Here is a 16,484-nt window from a genome sequence, read left to right as displayed (position 1 = left end):
CTCATTCGCTCCCGCGGCTAGCGTCGGCGAGGGCGTTGGCACCGCCGACGATCTCGCTGATTTCCTGGGTGATCTCGGCCTGACGGGCCGAGTTGGCAAGCCGCGTGAGCGACTTGATGAGCTCGCCGGCGTTGTCCGTCGCGCTCTTCATCGCGCGGCGGCGGGCGGCGTGCTCGGAGGCGGCCGACTGCAGCAGCGCGTTGTAGATCCGGCTCTCGACGTACCGCGGCAGCAGCGCGTCGAGGACGCCCTCCGCCGACGGCTCGAAGTCGTACAGCGGGAAGATCTCGGCCTTGGCCGACGTCTGGTCGCTGAGCTGGACCTCGTCCAGCTTCAGCGGCAGCAGTCGGGCGTCCACCGCGTCCTGCGTCAGCATCGACACGAACTCGGTCGAGACCACGTGGAGTTCGTCCACGCCGCCGGTCTCGGCCGTGAAGGCCTCGATCAGCTCGCCCGCGACCGTCTTCGCGTCACCGTAGGTCGGCTTGTCCGAGAAGCCCGTCCACGAGTTCCCGACCGTCAGGTCACGGAAGGTGTAGTACGACAGACCCTTCCGACCGACGATGTAGGTCACCACGTCCTTGCCCTCGCCGCGCAGGCGCTCGGTGAGCGCCAGCGCCGCCTTGATGGCGTTGGACGAGTAACCGCCCGCCAGGCCGCGGTCCGCCGTGATCAGCAGGACGGCGGCACGCGTGGCGTTCGGGTTCTCGGTGGTGAGCGGGTGCTTGGCGTTGGACCGGGTGGCCACCGCCGTCACCGCCCGGGTGAGCTCATCGGCGTACGGAGCGGAGGCGGCCACCGCGCGCTGCGCCTTGCCGATGCGCGCCGCGGAGATCATCTCCATCGCCTTGGTGATCTTCTTCGTCGCGGTGACAGAGCGGATCCGGCGCTTGTAGACCCGAAGCTGTGCTCCCATGGGTCGTTACGTCCTTTCCCTCGCTACCGGACTCAGGCCTGCTCGGAGAGCAGCTTGCCGTCGGCGGTCTGGTACCCCTGCTTGAAGGCCTCGATGGCCGTGGTCAGCGCGTCGACGGTGCCCTCGGCGAGCAGACCGGTCTCGACGATGCCCGCGAGCAGGTCCTTGTGCTGGAGGCGCACGTGGTCCAGGAACTCGCGCTCGAAGCGGCGGATCTCGGCGACCGGGACGTCGTCCAGCTTGCCGTTGGTGCCGGCCCAGATGGAGACGACCTGCTCCTCGACCGGGAACGGCTGGTACTGGCCCTGCTTCAGCAGCTCGACCATGCGTGCACCACGCGCCAGCTGGGCCTTGGAGGCCGCGTCCAGGTCGGAACCGAAGCCGGCGAAGGCCTCCAGCTCACGGTACTGGGCGAGGTCCAGACGCAGACGGCCGGCGACCGAGCGCATGGCCTTGATCTGGGCGGAGCCACCGACGCGGGAGACCGAGATGCCGACGTTCACGGCCGGGCGGATGCCGGCGTTGAACAGGTCGGACTCCAGGAAGCACTGGCCGTCGGTGATGGAGATGACGTTGGTCGGGATGTACGCCGAGACGTCGTTGGCCTTGGTCTCGATGATCGGCAGACCGGTCATCGAGCCGCCGCCCAGGGCGTCGTTCAGCTTGGCGCAGCGCTCCAGCAGGCGGGAGTGCAGGTAGAAGACGTCGCCCGGGTAGGCCTCGCGGCCCGGCGGACGGCGCAGCAGCAGCGACACGGAGCGGTAGGCCTCGGCCTGCTTCGACAGGTCGTCGAAGATGATCAGGACGTGCTTGCCGTCGTACATCCACTCCTGGCCGATGGCCGAACCGGTGTACGGGGCGAGGTACTTGAAGCCGGCCGGGTCGGAGGCGGGAGCAGCCACGATGGTGGTGTACTCCAGCGCGCCGGCCTCCTCCAGGGCGCCGCGGACGGACGCGATGGTGGAGCCCTTCTGGCCCACGGCGACGTAGATGCAGCGGACCTGCTTCTCCGGGTCGCCCGAGCGCCAGTTGTCGCGCTGGTTGATGATCGTGTCGACGGCCACCGCGGTCTTGCCGGTCTGGCGGTCACCGATGATCAGCTGACGCTGGCCACGGCCGATCGGGGTCATCGAGTCGATGGCCTTGATGCCGGTCTGCAGCGGCTGCTTGACCGACTTGCGGGCCATGACGCCGGGGGCCTGCAGCTCCAGGGCACGACGGCCGGTGGAGGCGATGTCACCCAGACCGTCGATCGGGTTGCCCAGCGGGTCCACGACGCGGCCGAGGTAGCCGTCGCCGACCGGAACCGAGAGGACCTCGCCGGTGCGGCGCACGGTCTGGCCCTCTTCGATGCCACCGAACTCGCCGAGGATGACGACACCGATCTCGCGGGTGTCGAGGTTCAGCGCGAGGCCGAGCGTGCCGTCCTCGAACCTCAGCAGCTCGTTCGCCATGACCGAGGGCAGACCCTCGACATGCGCGATGCCGTCCGCCGCGTCAGTGACCGTGCCGACCTCTTCCACAGAAGCGGCGTCCGGCTGGTACGACTGGACAAAGTCGGCCAGCGCGTCCCGGATCTCCTCCGGACGGATCGTAAGCTCCGCCATCAGGCTTCCCTGCTCTCCTAGTTTGCGATCCTCGGCCCGCCATTGAGGGCCGCAAGTATTCGACTCTCGGCCGGGTCTGCCGAACCGGCCGTCCGATGTGCCGGCTCCTTGGGGAGCCGGTTTCCCGACCGAGGGTCGGATGTGCTGCTGCTTGAGTGCTCAGCCTTCGAGCGACTGGCGAGCGCCTTCGAGGCGGCTCGACACGGTGCCGTCGATGATCTCGTCGCCGACCTGCACCCGGACACCGCCGACGACCTCGGGGTCGACGTCGATGTTCAGGTGGACCTGGCGGCCGTACATCCGGGCCAGAGCACCGGACAGGCGCTCCTTCTGGGTGTCCGACAGCGGCACCGCGGTGGTGACCAGGGCCACCACGCGGCCGCGGCGCGCGGCGGCGAGCTTCGAGTAGGACTCCAGGCCCTGCTCCAGGCTACGGCCACGCGGCGCGTTGACGATGGCCGTGACCAGCCGGACGGTGCCCGCGTGAGCGCGGCCACCGAGCAGCTTGTTGATCAGCGCGGCCTTCGCGGCGATGCCGGCCTTCGGCTCGGTCAGCGCGGCGCGCAGCTCGTGCGAGCCGCTCACCACCCGGCTGAACCGGAACAGCTCGTCCTCGACGTCGTCCAGGGCACCTGCCCTGTCCGCCGCGATGACCTCGGCGTACGCGGCCAGCTCCTCGGTCCCGTCCACCAGGTCGCGCGAGCCCGACCAGCGGGAGCGGACCAGACCGGAGACGAGGTCGACGGTCTCGCCGGAGACCTGACCGGTCAGCAGCGAGGAGACCAGCTGGGCCTTGTCCTGGCCCGACCGGGACGGGTCGGTCAGGACACGGCGCAGCGACACCTCACGGTCCAGCACGGCCGTGACGGCGGTGAGCTCCTCGGCGAGCTTGGCCGCGTCCACCGAGGTGGAGTCGGTCAGGCTCTCCAGGTTCTGCCGGCCGGCGGCGAGGGCCTCGCGGCTGGCGCCGATCACTTGGCCGCACCCTGAGCAACGGCGGCCTTGGCCTCCAGCTCGTCCAGGAAACGGTCGATCACGCCGCTCTGCCGAGCGCTGTCCTCAAGGGACTCACCCACGATGCGGGAAGCCAGCTGGGAGGCCAGCGAACCCACGTCCTGGCGCAGGACGGCGGTCGCCTGCTTCTTGTCGGCCTCGATCTGCGCGTGGCCGGCGGCGACGATGGCCTCGCGCTGACGCTGGCCCTCCTCGCGCATCTCGGTGAGCTGGGCAGCGCCCTGCTCGCGAGCCTGCTCGACGATGCGGGCAGCCTCGTGACGCGCCTCGGCGAGCTCGGCGCGGTACTGCTCAAGCAGGGCCTGGGCCTCGGCCTGGGCGGCCTCGGCGCGCTCCATGCCGCCTTCGATGGCGTCCCGGCGCTCCGACAGCACCTTCTCGATGCTGGGGAGGAGCTTCTTGCCGAGCAGGCCGAAGACGATGAAGAAGCAGAGCAGGCCGATGATGATCTCGGGCCACGCGGGCAGGAGAGGATTCATGATCTCCTCCGTCTCCGCAAGCTGAGCCACGACGCTCATATCTGGACCTTCCTCGAAGGGTCTACGCCGGGGATTACTTGGGGCCCTGGCCGAAGACGAACGGCATGACGATGCCGATGAGGGCGAGCGCCTCGGTCAGCGCGAAGCCGATGAACATGTTGGAGCGGATCAGGCCGGCAGCCTCGGGCTGGCGGGCCATCGCCTGCACACCGTTACCGAAGATGAGACCGACACCGATGCCGGGGCCGATCGCGGCGAGGCCGTAACCGATCGAAGCGACGGAACCGTAGACGCCGACCTCAGCGAGCATGCTCATTGCAGTGTGTCCTTTGCGGGGATGGTGTACCGGTGGTGATTGGCCACCGGGCGTTCCGGGAGTGGTTCAGGAGGGCCGGGGCCCCCTGGCTCAGTGCGCCTCTTCGAGGGCACCGGCGATGTAGCTGCTGGCGAGCATCACGAAGATGTAGGCCTGCAGGAACTGGACCAGCAGCTCGAAGGCGGTCAGGCCGACGGCGACGACGAACGAGGCCGAGCCGTAGAGCGCACCCAGGGTCGGGCTGAGCAGGTACCAGGAGGCAACGGAGAACATCACGACCAGCAGGTGGCCCGCGAACATGTTCGCGAAGGCTCGGACCGCGAGCGTGAAGGGGCGCACGAAGATGTTCGAGAAGAACTCGATCGGCACCAGGATGAACATGACCCAGCCGGGGATGCCCGAGGGCCAGCAGAGGTTCTTGAGACCGCCGACGAAGCCGTGCTTCTTGAAGGTCAGCGTCATGTAGGTGATCCACACGACCGCCGCGAGGCCGGCCGGGAACGCGATCGCCGCCGTCACGGGGAACTGTGCGAACGGGATGATCGACATGATGTTCATCAACCAGATGAAGAAGAACATCGAGACGAGCATCGGGACGTACTTCTCGCCCTTCTTGCCGATCGTCTCCAGCACGATGGAGCGCTTGACGAAGTCGTAGCCGATCTCGCCGACCAGCTGCAGCTTGCCGGGGACCAGGCGCGGCTTGGCGAAGGCGGCCCAGAAGAAGACGACGACCAGCAGCGCAACGATGACCGACAGCAGCATCGGCTTGTTGAACTCGATGCTGCCGATCGAGAAGATCGGCTTGAACTGGAACTCGTTCAGACCCGGGGCCGGGAAGCCGCAGCCAGCGTCCCCGAAGTGGCAACTGCCTGAGGCGAGGAACGTGAGCTGATCAGCACTCACCACGGACTCCTTCGTCGTGACGCATGGTTACGGCAACCTCGGTGTGTCGGCGTGGCCTGCGGCCACGGAGCGGCACTGAAACTTGATGGGTTTCTCGCGGATCCCGCGCGCCGGTGCGCCGCACCACAGCGGGATCATCGAAGACTGCGCGGATTCGGGGGGCGATCCGTCCACTGTTCGGACAGACCTGGCCGCTTCCCGTACTCCGTTGTTGCGACGGACGATAGCAGTCCGTCAGTGCGGCATAAACACCGCCCCCCTCGTTGGGGGGACAGTTGGGCCTCGTCACTGTTGACGCCCCGAGTCGGAAGGCTTGTCACCCTTCTTTTCCGAGGCGTCGGGGTCGACGTAGAAGGTCTTGGCCTTCAGCGCACCGCGCACCTGGAAGCCCGTCCAGATCAGCGCGCAGCCGAGCAGCGTGAAGGCGAAGGCCTGCCGGTTGAAGAGCCCGGTGTCCTTGAAGACGGCCAGGACGATGCCGACCAGCAGGATCTGCGTGGTGTACACCAGGAGCGCCGCGGCCATCATGATCTGCGGGTTCGACCTGGTCAGGCGGTCGAGCGCGACCTGGCCGGAAGTGAAGAAGGCCATCACCAGTAGCGCGCCGAAGAGGGCGCCGAGCAGCCCCTTCCCGCCGGCGACGGCGAACGAGATCGCCATGGCGATGATCCCGGCGGCCGCAGTGGGAATCGCGGCGCCTCGGAGGATCCGGGCGTCGGTGGACGGCATGTCGGCAGCTCCGGCGGCATGTCGATGTGACGGGGGGACGGGGCACAGAAGGTGGTGGGTGACACCGGACCGAGAGGCCGCCGCCCGGGCCGCCCGCTGGAGCGGCGGGCCCGTCGAGGGAGACCGACCAGGGACGGAAGTCCTCCACCTGTCAGGTCTTTCGGCGCGTTCTCGGTACTCGTGAACGGTATCACAAACTATTTGATGAGAGCTTTACCATGAATGTGTGGCACCTGTCACACCGACGGCGCAACGGTACAGCCGAACGGGTGAGGCCATCCGACGGAACATCAACTGCCTTGCTAGCGGCGGCCGGTGGTCCGGCCGTGGTCGTCGAGCGCGGAGGCTCCCCGGTCGGCTTCACCGAGAAGTTGCTTGTCCTTTGCCGACAGTTCGGCCATGGGGGCGGGCGGACGGCGCCGGTAGCGCGGCGGGACGAAGGCCTGCACCGCCTTCGGCGCGCGCGGCCGGAACTGCGGCGTCAACAGCACCACCAGGCCGACCAGGCAGAGCCCGGCGAGCGTCAGCACCACCGTGCGGCCGGTGTTGGTGACCGAGAAGGCCACCGTGCCGAAGGCGATCAGCGCGGCCCAGAAGTACATGATCAGGACCGCACGGCTGTGCGAGTGCCCGACCTGGAGCAGCCGGTGGTGCAGGTGGCGCTTGTCCGCGGCGAACGGCGACTGGCCGGCCCAGGTGCGGCGCACCACCGCGAGCAGCAGGTCCGCCAGCGGCAGCGCGATGACCGTCAGCGGCAGCAGCAGCGGGATGTAGATCGGCACCAGGGCGTGCACGGTCGCGGTCTGTGAACCGGTCTCGCTGCTGATCAGGTCCGGGTCGACGCGGCCGGTGATGGAGATCGCGGCCACGGCCAGCATCAGGCCCAGCATCATCGAGCCGGAGTCGCCCATGAAGATCCGCGCGGGGTGCATGTTGTGCGCCAGGAAGCCCAGGCACATGCCGATCAGCAGCACGCTGAACAGCACCGCGGGCGCCGCGTCGGTGATCGTGTAGCCGTACCAGAGCCGGTAGCTGTACAGGAAGAACGCCATCGCGGCGATGCAGACCATGCCGCCCGCCAGGCCGTCCAGGCCGTCGATGAAGTTCACCGCGTTGACCATGACGACGACCAGGGTGACCGAGATGACCATGCCCTGGGTGGGACTCACCGCGACCGCGCCGACACCGGGCACCGGGAGGGTGATCACCGTGACGCCCTGCCAGACCATCACACCGGCGGCGATCATCTGGCCGCCGAGCTTCACCAGCGCGTCCACGCCCCACTTGTCGTCGAGCACCCCGAGCAGCCACATGATCCCGGCACCGGACAGCAGCGCGCGGATGTCGGTGCCCTGGGAGAACACCTTGCTCAGGTTGTCCAGCTGCGAGGCGACCAGGATGCCCGCGCACAGCCCGCCGAACATGGCGATCCCGCCGAGCCGCGGCGTCGGCTCGCGGTGCACGTCCCGGGCGCGGACCGGCGGCATGGCGCCGGCCGCGATGGCGAACTTCCGGACCGGGCCGGTCAACAGGTAGGTGACGGCGGCGGTGCAGAACAGCACCAGCAGATACTCACGCACCACCGGCCTCCTGCGTCACTGTCCAACGGGGAGGTACCGAAGGTACTCCCCTGCGTTCCCGGGGTTCGAGGTGCGTCGCCACGCCCCACACCTTATTGAGTCGGACGCTCAAGGCACGCATCGCGGTTCGCTCTCCCGGGTAGGAGATCCGAATATCCGTCGACGACGCTCTCGTCACCGTCGGTCGGCGAAGGACAGGGCCAGCTCCCGGACCCGGTTCGCCACCCGCGCGCCCGTGCCCCCGGCGAGCGCCTGAGCGATCAGCCCGGCGAGCTCGGCGAGTTCCGCCTCGCCCATCCCCTGGCTGGTCACCGTGCCGGTGCCCAGCCGGATCCCGGAGGCCTCGGCCGCCGGAGCCGGGTCGAAGGGCAGCGCGCACTTGCCGAGCAGCAGTCCGGCCACGGCGCAGCGCCGCTCGGCCTCCGCGCCGGTGACGCCCAGCGGGCTCACGTCCGCCGTCACCAGGTGGGTGTCGGTGCCGCCGGTCAGCAGGCGCATCCCGGCCGCCGCGAGCCCTGTCGCCAGCACCCGCGCCCCGTCCACCGTCCGCTGCGCGTACGCCCGGTAGCCGGGCGTCGCCGCCTCGGCCAGTGCCACCGCCTTGCCGGCCACCTCGTTCATCGCCGCCCCGCCCTGGCTGAACGGGAACACCGCCCGGTCGATCCGCTCGGCCAGCTCCGCGGTGGACAGCAGCAGGCCCCCGCGCGGGCCGCGCAGCAGCTTGTGGGTGGCCGCCACGGTGACGTCCGCGTACGGCACCGGGGAGGGCGCCACTCCGGCCGCGACCAGGCCGGCGGTCTGGGCGACCGAGGCGATCAGGTAGGCGTCCACCTCGTCGGCGATCTCCCGGAAGGCGGCCCAGTCCGGGTGCCGGGGGTGCGAGATCGAGCCCGCCACGATCGCCTTCGGGCGGTGCTCGCGGGCCAGGTCGCGCACCTGGTCGAGGTCGATCAGGCCGTCGGCCTCGCGCACCCCGTACCCGGTGAAGGCGAACCAGCGGCCGGAGAAGTTCGCCCGCGAGCCGCAGCTGAGGTGGCCGCCGTGCTCCAGCGACATCGCCAGCACCCCGTCGCCGGGCCGCAGCAGCGCCGCGTACGCCGCCAGCATCGCCGAAGTCGCCGACCGGGGCTGGACGTTGGCGTGCGGGGCGGCGAACAGCTCACGGGCCCGGTCGATCGCCAGCAGCTCGGCGGCGTCCGCGAGGGCGCAGCCGGTGTGGTGCCGGCGGCCCGGGTAGCCCTCGGCGTACTTGTCGATCAGCGGCCCGCTCAGCGCCGCCAGGACGGCCGGGGAGGTCAGGTTCTCCCCCGCCAGCAGCTGGACCGTCTCGGCCCGCCGCTCGGCCTCGGCCGCCAGCAGGTCGGCCACCTGCGGATCGGCCCGGTGCAGTGCCTCGGAGGCCCACGGGCGCCCTCTGGTCGCGGTCGGGCCGGTCGGGGCGTCGGTGACGGTCATGGCGGGGCTCCGGGGCGGCGTGGGGGCGCCTCCCGGCGTGGGGGCCGGGAAGGGTGGGTTCCTCCAGCGTAGGACCGGCCGGGCCGGGCGGCTCGTCGGCGCGGGGCCATTCGGCGCTCGGCCGCCGCGGGCCGTCGCCGGGCCGCCGGGGGGCCTTCGGGCCGCTCGCGGCGCGGGCGGTCAGCGCAGCGCGGGCACGCCGGTGAGCGCGGTGACCACCGGGTCGACCGCGTGGAATATCTCCTCGCCGCAGTTGCGGAACATGCCGATCGGGGCCCCGTACGGGTCGTCCAGTTCGTCGGACTCCGGGGTGGCGGCGAGCAGCCAGCCGCGCAGCGCGGCGGCCGCCCGGACCAGGGCGCGGGCGCGCTCGGTGACGTCGGCGCCGCGGCGCGGGTCGGGCAGGGTGCCCGGGTCGATCGTCCGCACCAGGCGGGTGAACTCCTTCAGGGTGAAGGTGCGCAGCCCCGCCTCGTGGCCCATCGAGATGACCTGGGCGCGGTGGTCCAGGGTCGCGGTGAGCACCAGGTCGGCCTCGACCACGTGCTCGTCCAGCAGCTCGCGGCCGGTGAAGCCGCCGCTGTCGGCGCCGTACTCGTCCAGGACGGTCGCGGCGTGGTCCTCCATCGGCGCGCCCACGTGGCCCCAGGTGCCGGCGCTCTCCACCAGGATCCGGCCGGCCACCCGGGGGCTGAGCCGGGTGTCCAGCTCACGCCGGGTGAGCCGCTCGGCGATCGGCGAGCGGCAGATGTTGCCGGTGCAGACGAACAGGATCCGGAAGTGGTCCAGCGGCCTGGGGCCCACACTCAGGTACGGCGCTATGCCGGGCCCGGCGTGGAGCGAGGCGATGGGCGTCAACTGCCGGCCTCCAGGTCGGGGACGACCTCCCTCAGCTGCTCGACGCTGATCGCGCCCGCCCGCAGCAGGACCGGGACCTTGCCCGTGACGTCGACGATGGACGAGGCGGTCGCGTGGTCCGCCTGTCCGCCGTCCAGGTAGACCGAGATGGCGTCGCCGAGCTGCGCCTGCGCCTCGTCGCAGGTGGCCGGGGACGGGCCGCCGGTCTTGTTGGCGCTGGAGACGGCCAGCGGGCCGGTGGCGTTCAGCAGCTCGATGGCGACCGGGTGCAGCGGCATCCGGACGGCGACGGTGCCGCGGGTCTCGCCGAGGTCCCAGCGCAGCGAGGGCTGGTGCTTGGCGACCAGGGTGAGCCCGCCCGGCCAGAACGCGTCGACCAGCTCCCAGGCCTGCTCGGAGAAGTCGGTGACCAGGCCGTGCAGGGTGGTCGGCGAGCCGACCAGCACGGGCGAGGGCATGTTGCGGCCGCGGCCCTTGGCGGCCAGCAGGTCGCCGACGGCCTCCGGCGAGAAGGCGTCCGCGCCGACCCCGTACAGGGTGTCGGTGGGCAGCACGACGAGTTCGCCCCGGCGAATGGCCGAGGCGGCCTCGCGCAGGCCGGTGGCGCGGTCCCCGGCGTCGGCACAGTCGTAACGGCGGCTCATCGGTGCGGTCCCCTTCCGGAATGGCTCATCACAGCGTTCACAGCACGGTCTTCACGGCGCGGCCGGGCGAGCGGCGCTGCCGCGGCCCGGCTGGTCACAACGACGCCCTGCGGGCTGTCGTGAAGCGCGGTCGGTTGTTCAGGTCGCGGTGGTCGGCGGTGTCCGTCCAGCCGCGTTCCTCGTTGAAGATCCACGGGACCTGCCCGCCCTGCTGGTCGGCGTGCTCGATCACCACCGCGCCGCCGGGGCGCAGCAGCCGGGCGGCCACCCGCTCGATGCCGCGGATGGTGTCCAGGCCGTCCTCGCCGGAGAACAGCGACATCTGCGGGTCGTGGTCGCGGGCCTCCGGGGCGACGTACTCCCACTCGGTGAGCGGGATGTACGGCGGGTTGGAGATCACCAGGTCGAAGCGGCCGTCCCAGGAGCGGTCGTCGGCGAAGGCCCGGGTGGCGTCACCGGCGTGCAGGGTGACCCGGGCGCGGTCGGGGCTGGCCTCGATGTTGCGCCGGGTGTACTGCAGCGCGCCCTCGTCGAGTTCGAAGGCGTGCACGGTCGAGCGCGGCAGCTCCTGGGCCAGGGCGAGCGCGATGGCGCCGGAGCCGGAGCACAGGTCGACGACCAGCGGCTCGGCCACGTCCATGTCGCGGACGGCGTCTATGGCCCACTCGACGACCGTCTCGGTCTCCGGCCGGGGCACGAACACCCCGGGGCCGACCTCCAGTTCGAGGTAGCGGAAGAACGCCCGCCCGGTGATGTGCTGGAGCGGTTCGCGCGCCTCGCGGCGGGAGACGGCCTCCCAGTAGCGGGCGTCGAAGTCGGCGTCCTTCACCGAGTGCAGCTGGCTGCGCTTGACGTTGTGGACGTAGGCGGCGAGTTCCTCCGCGTCGAAGCGCGGCGACGGCACGCCGGCCGCGGCCAACCGCTGGGTGGCCTGGGCCACCTCGGCGAGCAGCAGGTTCATCCGTACGACCTCTTGTTTCTGCGCTCCGGCTCGCGCCGTCGCTCGGGCTGGGGCGCGCCGGTCTCAGTTCTGTTGGGCCGAGGCGAGCTTGGCCGCCGCGTCCGCGTCGACGCAGGACTGGATCACCGCGTTCAGTTCGCCGTCCAGGACCTGGTCCAGGTTGTACGACTTGAACCCCGTGCGGTGGTCCGAGATGCGGTTCTCCGGGTAGTTGTACGTCCGGATCCGCTCGGAGCGGTCCACCGTACGGACCTGGCTGCGACGCGCGTCCGAGGCCTCGCGCTCGGCCTCCTCCTGCGCGGCGGCCAACAGGCGCGACCGCAGGATGCGCATCGCCTGCTCCTTGTTCTGCAGCTGGCTCTTCTCGTTCTGGCAGGACGCCACGATACCGGTCGGCAGGTGGGTGATCCGGACCGCGGAGTCGGTGGTGTTGACCGACTGGCCGCCGGGGCCGGACGAGCGGTAGACGTCGATCCGCAGGTCGTTGGCGACGATCTCGACCTCGACCTCCTCCGCCTCGGGGGTGACCAGCACGCCCGCCGCGGAGGTGTGGATGCGGCCCTGGGACTCGGTGGCGGGGACGCGCTGCACGCGGTGCACGCCGCCCTCGTACTTCAGCCGGGCCCAGACGCCCTGCCCGGCCTCGGCGTTGCCCTTGGTCTTCACGGCCACCGAGACGTCCTTGTAGCCGCCGAGGTCGGACTCGTTGGCGTCGATGATCTCGGTCTTCCAGCCGATCCGCTCGGCGAAGCGCAGGTACATCCGGAGCAGGTCGCCGGCGAACAGCGCGGACTCCTCGCCGCCCTCACCCGCCTTGATCTCCAGGATGACGTCCTTGTCGTCGCTCGGGTCGCGCGGCACGAGCAGCAGCCGCAGCTCCTCGGTCAGCCCCTCGCGGCGCTGCTCGCCCTCCTTCACCTCGGCGAGGAACTCCGGTTCCTCGGCGGCGAGTTCGCGCGCGGCCTCGATGTCCTCGCCGGCCTGTCGCCACTGCCGGTAGACCCGGGTGATCGGGGTCAGCTCGGCGTACCGCTTGGCCAGCTTGCGAGCGTTGGCCTGGTCGGCGTGGACGGACGGGTCGGCCAGCCTCTTCTCGAGGTCGGCGTGCTCGACGAGGAGCTCTTCGACTGCCTCGAACATGGAGTGGGCCTTCTTCCCGTGAGAACCGTTGGAAGCCGGTGGGAACCGGCCGGTCGTGCGAACCGCTGGAGGGGGTGCTGGGGGGATGCGAACGGCGCCGGCCCCCAGCGCCCCCGGAACGAGTACGGGGGCACCGGGAACCGGCGCCGTGGGAGCGCTAGGCCTTCGCGCTGTGCTGCTTGCCGAAGCGGGCCTCGAAGCGGGCCACGCGGCCACCGGTGTCGAGGATCTTCTGCTTGCCGGTGTAGAACGGGTGGCACTGCGAGCAGACCTCGGCGCGGATCTCGCCACTGGCCTCGGTCGAGCGGGTCGTGAACTCGGCACCGCAGGTGCAGGTCACACGGGTGACCACGTACTGGGGGTGAACGTTGGGCTTCAAGGGGTTCTCCTAGGTTCGGGAGGGCACCGGGTCGGCGGCGGGAGCGCCGCACGTGAACCGGGACCGACGGACCAGTCTGCCAGGACCGGCCGCATCTTCCCAAACCGGGTCGTGTTCCGGGATATTCCGGGCGCCGCTCAGCGCCGGGCGGGAGCCTTCGCCGGGGCCGTGGGGGCGGCCGTGGGGGCGGCCTGGGCGGGGTTCTCGGGCTGCGCCGAGACGATCGCCTGCGGGACCGGCTGGTCGGCCTTGAGGGCCGCCCAGAGCTGGTCCGCCTGCGGCTGCTGCTCGACCACCCGGTTGGGGTCGCTGGGCGCGGTCACCACCGGCAGGGTCACCATGCCGAGCTGGTCCGGCCCGATCCCCTTGAGCTCTTGGACGAGCCCCACCAGGGCGTTCACCGAGCCCAGCGCGGAGTCGGTGGTGATGCTGCGGGTCATGGTGTCGCCGATCGACCAGAGCTTGACCGGGTTGGAGAACAGCCCGATCCCGCCGGCCTGCTGGAGCAGCGACTTCACCATCTGCTTCTGGAGTTCGATCCGGCCGAGGTCGCTGCCGTCGCCGACGCCGTGCCGGGTGCGGACGAAGGCCAGCGACTGCTGTCCGTCGAGGTGGTGCTCGCCCGGTGCCAGGTCGAGCCCGCTGTCCTTGTCGTGGATGGCCACCGTGGTGCTCACGGTGGCCCCGCCTATCGCGTCCACGACGCGGGCGAAGCCGGCGAAGTCGATCTGCACGTAGTGGTCCATCCGCAGCCCGGTGAACTGCTCGGTGGTCTTGACCGCGCAGGCCGCGCCGCCGGCCTCGAAGGCGCTGTTGTACATCGCGCGCTTGGCGCCGGCCACCGCCTTGCCGCCGGCGTCGGTGCAGTCGGGCCGGGTGACCAGGGTGTCGCGCGGGATCGAGACGACCTCGGCGTGCGAGTGGTCCTGGTTGACGTGCAGCACCATCGCGGTGTCCGAGCGGGCGGTGTCGCCGGTGTCGCCGCCGGCCAGGTCGCCGTTCTCGCCGTTGCGCGAGTCGGAGCCCAGCACCAGGACGTTGAACGAGCCGTCGGTGGCGGCCGGCGGGCGGGCGTCGCCGAGGCGGGCGTTGATGTCGACGCTCTTGATGTTGCCGTTGAGTTTGACGTACGCGTAGCCGGCCGCTCCGGCGCCGAGGACGACGAGCGCGGCGAACGCGCAGGCGGCCGCCCGCAGGATCTTGCGGCGGCGGGTCAGGACCCTCTTGTGCTCGGCCATACGGTCCAGAGTAAAACGGACAAGATGATCAAAAAGCCTCATGATGTCCCAACTCTGGAACAAAGCCGGGTGGACGCACCGAACCCCGGACCGCTCGCGCGGTCCGGGGTTCGGTGGGCGACAACCGTCCGGCTACGGTCAGTCGTTGGAGCCGGGGGTGGTCTTGGCGATCTGCATCAGGAACTCGGCGTTGCTCTTGGTCTGCTTCATCTTGTCCAGGAGCAGCTCGATCGCCTGCTGCGAGTCGAGCGCGTGCAGCACCCGGCGCAGCTTCCAGACGATGGCCAACTCCTCGCTGCCGAGCAGGATCTCCTCCTTGCGGGTGCTGGAGGCGTCCACGTCGACGGCCGGGAAGATGCGCTTGTCCGAGAGCTTGCGGTCGAGCTTGAGCTCCATGTTGCCGGTGCCCTTGAACTCCTCGAAGATCACCTCGTCCATGCGCGAGCCGGTCTCGACCAGCGCGGTGGCCAGGATGGTCAGCGAGCCGCCGTTCTCGATGTTGCGCGCGGCACCGAAGAACTTCTTCGGCGGGTACAGCGCGGTCGAGTCGACACCACCGGACAGGATGCGGCCGGAGGCCGGCGCCGCCAGGTTGTAGGCGCGGCCGAGGCGGGTGATCGAGTCCAGCAGGATGACCACGTCGTGGCCCAGCTCCACCAGGCGCTTGGCGCGCTCGATGGCCAGCTCGGCGACGGTGGTGTGGTCCTCGGCCGGGCGGTCGAAGGTCGAGGAGATGACCTCGCCCTTCACCGACCGCTGCATGTCGGTGACCTCTTCCGGACGCTCGTCGACCAGGACGACCATCAGGTGGCACTCGGGGTTGTTGTGGGTGATCGCGTTGGCGACCGCCTGCAGCACCATCGTCTTGCCGGTCTTCGGCGGCGCGACGATCAGACCGCGCTGGCCCTTGCCGATCGGCGACACCAGGTCGATGATCCGGGTGGTCAGGATGCCCGCCTCGGTCTCCAGGCGCAGCCGGTCCTGCGGGTAGAGCGGGGTGAGCTTGTTGAACTCGGGGCGGCCGCGACCGCTCTCCGGGTCCATGCCGTTGACGGAGTCCAGCCGCACCATGGCGTTGAACTTCTCGCGGCGCTCGCCGTCCTTGGGCTGGCGCACCGCGCCGGTGATGGCGTCGCCCTTGCGCAGGCCGTTCTTGCGGACCTGGGCGAGCGAGACGTAGACGTCGTTCTGGCCCGGCAGGTAGCCGGAGGTGCGCACGAACGCGTAGTTGTCGAGGATGTCGAGGATGCCCGCGACCGGGATCAGGACGTCGTCCTCGCCGACCTGCGGCTCGGCGGGGCCGGCCTCGAAGCCCTCGCGGCGGGCGCCACGGCCCCGGCGGTCGCGGTAGCGGCCGCGGCGGCCGCGGCGGCCGTCGCCGAACTCGTCGTCGTCGTAGCCGCCCTGCTGGATCTGCGGCTGCTGGGTCTGCTGGCCGCCCTGGCGGGCCTGCTGGCCGTCGCCCTGAGCGGCCTGCTGCTGGCCGCCGCCCTGCTGGGGCTGGCGGTCGGTGCGCTCGCGGCGGTTGCGGCGGTCGCGACGCGACTCGCGGGAGTCGCCGTCCTGGGCCTCGCCGCCGTCCTGGCGCTCGGCGCGCTCGGGGCGCTCCGCCCGCTCCGGGCGGTCGCTGCGGTCCCGGCGGTCCCGGCGGTCGCGACGGGTCTCGGTGCGGCCCTCCTCGCGGCCCTCGAAGGCGCGGGTCTCGGCCTGGCGGGTCTCGGCCTGCTTGGGCTCGGCCACGACGACGGCGGCGTCGGCCGTGACGTCGGCGGTCGGGGCGCCGGCGGCCGAGGTGGCGCGGCGGCGGGTGCGCTCGGCACGGGCGGGCGCGGCGGTCTCGGCGGCGGCCTGGACCGGGATCTCGATCTGGGCCTGCGACTCGGCGGCGGCCGGGGCCGCGGCGGCCGCAGCGGCGGCGGCCTTGGTGCGGCGGGCCGGCTTCTCGGCCGGCGCCTCGGCGGCGTCCGCCTTGGCGGCGGTGCGCTTGGTGGCGGCGGCCGGAGCACCACCGGCGGCGAGCAGCGGGTCTCCGCCGCTCTTCTCCTTGATGGTCTCGATCAGCTGGCTCTTGCGCATGCGTCCGGTACCGGTGATGCCCAGGTCCCCGGCGAGCTTCTGCAGCTCGGCCAGGACCATGCCGTCCAGGCCAGCGGCGGCGGTACGGCGGCGCCGCGCCGGGGTCGCGGGGGCGGCGGCTGCGTCCGACGCCTCGGCGTCCTGGCGCGCGCCCATCAGATCGGTGGAGTCGCTCACTAAGGGTCC

Annotated in this window: 16 protein-coding genes; all 16 read right to left on the bottom strand. The window is 71.0% G+C overall.

Translation table 11 applies throughout. The features are described from left to right. Position 1: 1 nt before the first annotated feature. A complete protein-coding gene (locus tag AB0R04_RS17160; RefSeq protein ID WP_363371900.1) occupies positions 2 to 916 on the bottom strand; it encodes a F0F1 ATP synthase subunit gamma in 915 nt (304 codons plus the stop codon). A gap of 32 nt (positions 917 to 948) precedes the next feature. After that, the gene (gene atpA, locus AB0R04_RS17155) at positions 949 to 2,523 is read right to left on the bottom strand and encodes a F0F1 ATP synthase subunit alpha (RefSeq protein ID WP_363371897.1); all 1,575 of its coding nucleotides are present in this window, start codon (positions 2,521 to 2,523) and stop codon (positions 949 to 951) included. A gap of 159 nt (positions 2,524 to 2,682) precedes the next feature. Beyond that, positions 2,683 to 3,498 carry a F0F1 ATP synthase subunit delta gene (locus tag AB0R04_RS17150; RefSeq protein WP_363371895.1) on the bottom strand — a complete coding sequence of 272 codons (816 nt, stop codon included), beginning with the start codon at positions 3,496 to 3,498 and terminating at the stop codon, positions 2,683 to 2,685. Further along, positions 3,495 to 4,055 (bottom strand): F0F1 ATP synthase subunit B, encoded by a 561-nt coding sequence (locus AB0R04_RS17145; RefSeq protein WP_063347804.1) that lies wholly within the window; start codon positions 4,053 to 4,055, stop codon positions 3,495 to 3,497. Before AB0R04_RS17145 ends, AB0R04_RS17150 begins: the two co-directional genes overlap by 4 nt. Positions 4,056 to 4,089: 34 nt before the next feature. Continuing rightward, positions 4,090 to 4,332 carry an ATP synthase F0 subunit C gene (gene atpE, locus AB0R04_RS17140; RefSeq protein WP_030302757.1) on the bottom strand — a complete coding sequence of 81 codons (243 nt, stop codon included), beginning with the start codon at positions 4,330 to 4,332 and terminating at the stop codon, positions 4,090 to 4,092. 90 nt (positions 4,333 to 4,422) lie between these two features. Beyond that, positions 4,423 to 5,238 carry a F0F1 ATP synthase subunit A gene (gene atpB, locus AB0R04_RS17135; protein ID WP_063347805.1) on the bottom strand — a complete coding sequence of 272 codons (816 nt, stop codon included), beginning with the start codon at positions 5,236 to 5,238 and terminating at the stop codon, positions 4,423 to 4,425. Between the two features lie 285 nt (positions 5,239 to 5,523). Then, complete coding sequence (locus AB0R04_RS17130) at positions 5,524 to 5,967, bottom strand: hypothetical protein (protein WP_363371891.1); 444 nt, start codon at positions 5,965 to 5,967, stop codon at positions 5,524 to 5,526. Positions 5,968 to 6,269: 302 nt separating this feature from the next. After that, positions 6,270 to 7,547: an MraY family glycosyltransferase gene (locus AB0R04_RS17125; RefSeq protein WP_063347807.1), complete on the bottom strand. Its 1,278-nt coding sequence runs from the start codon at positions 7,545 to 7,547 to the stop codon at positions 6,270 to 6,272. A gap of 174 nt (positions 7,548 to 7,721) precedes the next feature. After that, a complete protein-coding gene (locus tag AB0R04_RS17120; RefSeq protein WP_063347808.1) occupies positions 7,722 to 9,002 on the bottom strand; it encodes a serine hydroxymethyltransferase in 1,281 nt (426 codons plus the stop codon). A gap of 180 nt (positions 9,003 to 9,182) precedes the next feature. Beyond that, entirely contained in the window at positions 9,183 to 9,824 is a 642-nt protein-coding gene (locus AB0R04_RS17115; RefSeq protein ID WP_363372045.1) for a protein-tyrosine-phosphatase, read from the bottom strand. Positions 9,825 to 9,856: 32 nt separating this feature from the next. Continuing rightward, entirely contained in the window at positions 9,857 to 10,504 is a 648-nt protein-coding gene (locus AB0R04_RS17110) for an L-threonylcarbamoyladenylate synthase (protein WP_063347809.1), read from the bottom strand. 94 nt (positions 10,505 to 10,598) lie between these two features. Further along, positions 10,599 to 11,465 carry a peptide chain release factor N(5)-glutamine methyltransferase gene (gene prmC / locus AB0R04_RS17105; protein WP_063347810.1) on the bottom strand — a complete coding sequence of 289 codons (867 nt, stop codon included), beginning with the start codon at positions 11,463 to 11,465 and terminating at the stop codon, positions 10,599 to 10,601. 63 nt (positions 11,466 to 11,528) lie between these two features. Then, positions 11,529 to 12,605, bottom strand: coding sequence for a peptide chain release factor 1 (prfA, locus tag AB0R04_RS17100; protein WP_063347811.1), 1,077 nt, complete (start codon positions 12,603 to 12,605; stop codon positions 11,529 to 11,531). A gap of 157 nt (positions 12,606 to 12,762) precedes the next feature. Beyond that, complete coding sequence (rpmE, locus tag AB0R04_RS17095; RefSeq protein ID WP_063347812.1) at positions 12,763 to 12,984, bottom strand: 50S ribosomal protein L31; 222 nt, start codon at positions 12,982 to 12,984, stop codon at positions 12,763 to 12,765. Positions 12,985 to 13,121: 137 nt separating this feature from the next. Then, entirely contained in the window at positions 13,122 to 14,222 is a 1,101-nt protein-coding gene (locus AB0R04_RS17090) for an LCP family protein (RefSeq protein ID WP_363371887.1), read from the bottom strand. A 138-nt stretch (positions 14,223 to 14,360) separates the two neighbouring features. Next, positions 14,361 to 16,475, bottom strand: coding sequence for a transcription termination factor Rho (rho, locus tag AB0R04_RS17085; protein WP_063347814.1), 2,115 nt, complete (start codon positions 16,473 to 16,475; stop codon positions 14,361 to 14,363). Between the last annotated feature and the right edge of the window lie 9 nt (positions 16,476 to 16,484).

The organism is Kitasatospora sp. NPDC056731 (genome assembly GCF_040687675.1).
In the GTDB taxonomy this organism is placed as follows: Bacteria; Actinomycetota; Actinomycetes; order Streptomycetales; family Streptomycetaceae; genus Kitasatospora.
This window is presented reverse-complemented; position numbering and strand designations above follow the sequence as displayed.

Bases quoted from the DNA above. Each gene is read 5' to 3' on its own strand.
- AB0R04_RS17160 (WP_363371900.1), bottom strand. From the start codon at position 916: ATGGGAGCACAGCTTCGGGTCTACAAGCGCCGGATCCGCTCTGTCACC.
- atpA (WP_363371897.1), bottom strand. From the start codon at position 2,523: ATGGCGGAGCTTACGATCCGTCCGGAGGAGATCCGGGACGCGCTGGCC.
- AB0R04_RS17145 (WP_063347804.1), bottom strand. From the start codon at position 4,055: ATGAGCGTCGTGGCTCAGCTTGCGGAGACGGAGGAGATCATGAATCCT.
- atpE (WP_030302757.1), bottom strand. From the start codon at position 4,332: ATGAGCATGCTCGCTGAGGTCGGCGTCTACGGTTCCGTCGCTTCGATC.
- AB0R04_RS17130 (WP_363371891.1), bottom strand. From the start codon at position 5,967: ATGCCGTCCACCGACGCCCGGATCCTCCGAGGCGCCGCGATTCCCACT.
- AB0R04_RS17120 (WP_063347808.1), bottom strand. From the start codon at position 9,002: ATGACCGTCACCGACGCCCCGACCGGCCCGACCGCGACCAGAGGGCGC.
- AB0R04_RS17110 (WP_063347809.1), bottom strand. From the start codon at position 10,504: ATGAGCCGCCGTTACGACTGTGCCGACGCCGGGGACCGCGCCACCGGC.
- prmC (WP_063347810.1), bottom strand. From the start codon at position 11,465: ATGAACCTGCTGCTCGCCGAGGTGGCCCAGGCCACCCAGCGGTTGGCC.
- prfA (WP_063347811.1), bottom strand. From the start codon at position 12,605: ATGTTCGAGGCAGTCGAAGAGCTCCTCGTCGAGCACGCCGACCTCGAG.
- AB0R04_RS17090 (WP_363371887.1), bottom strand. From the start codon at position 14,222: ATGGCCGAGCACAAGAGGGTCCTGACCCGCCGCCGCAAGATCCTGCGG.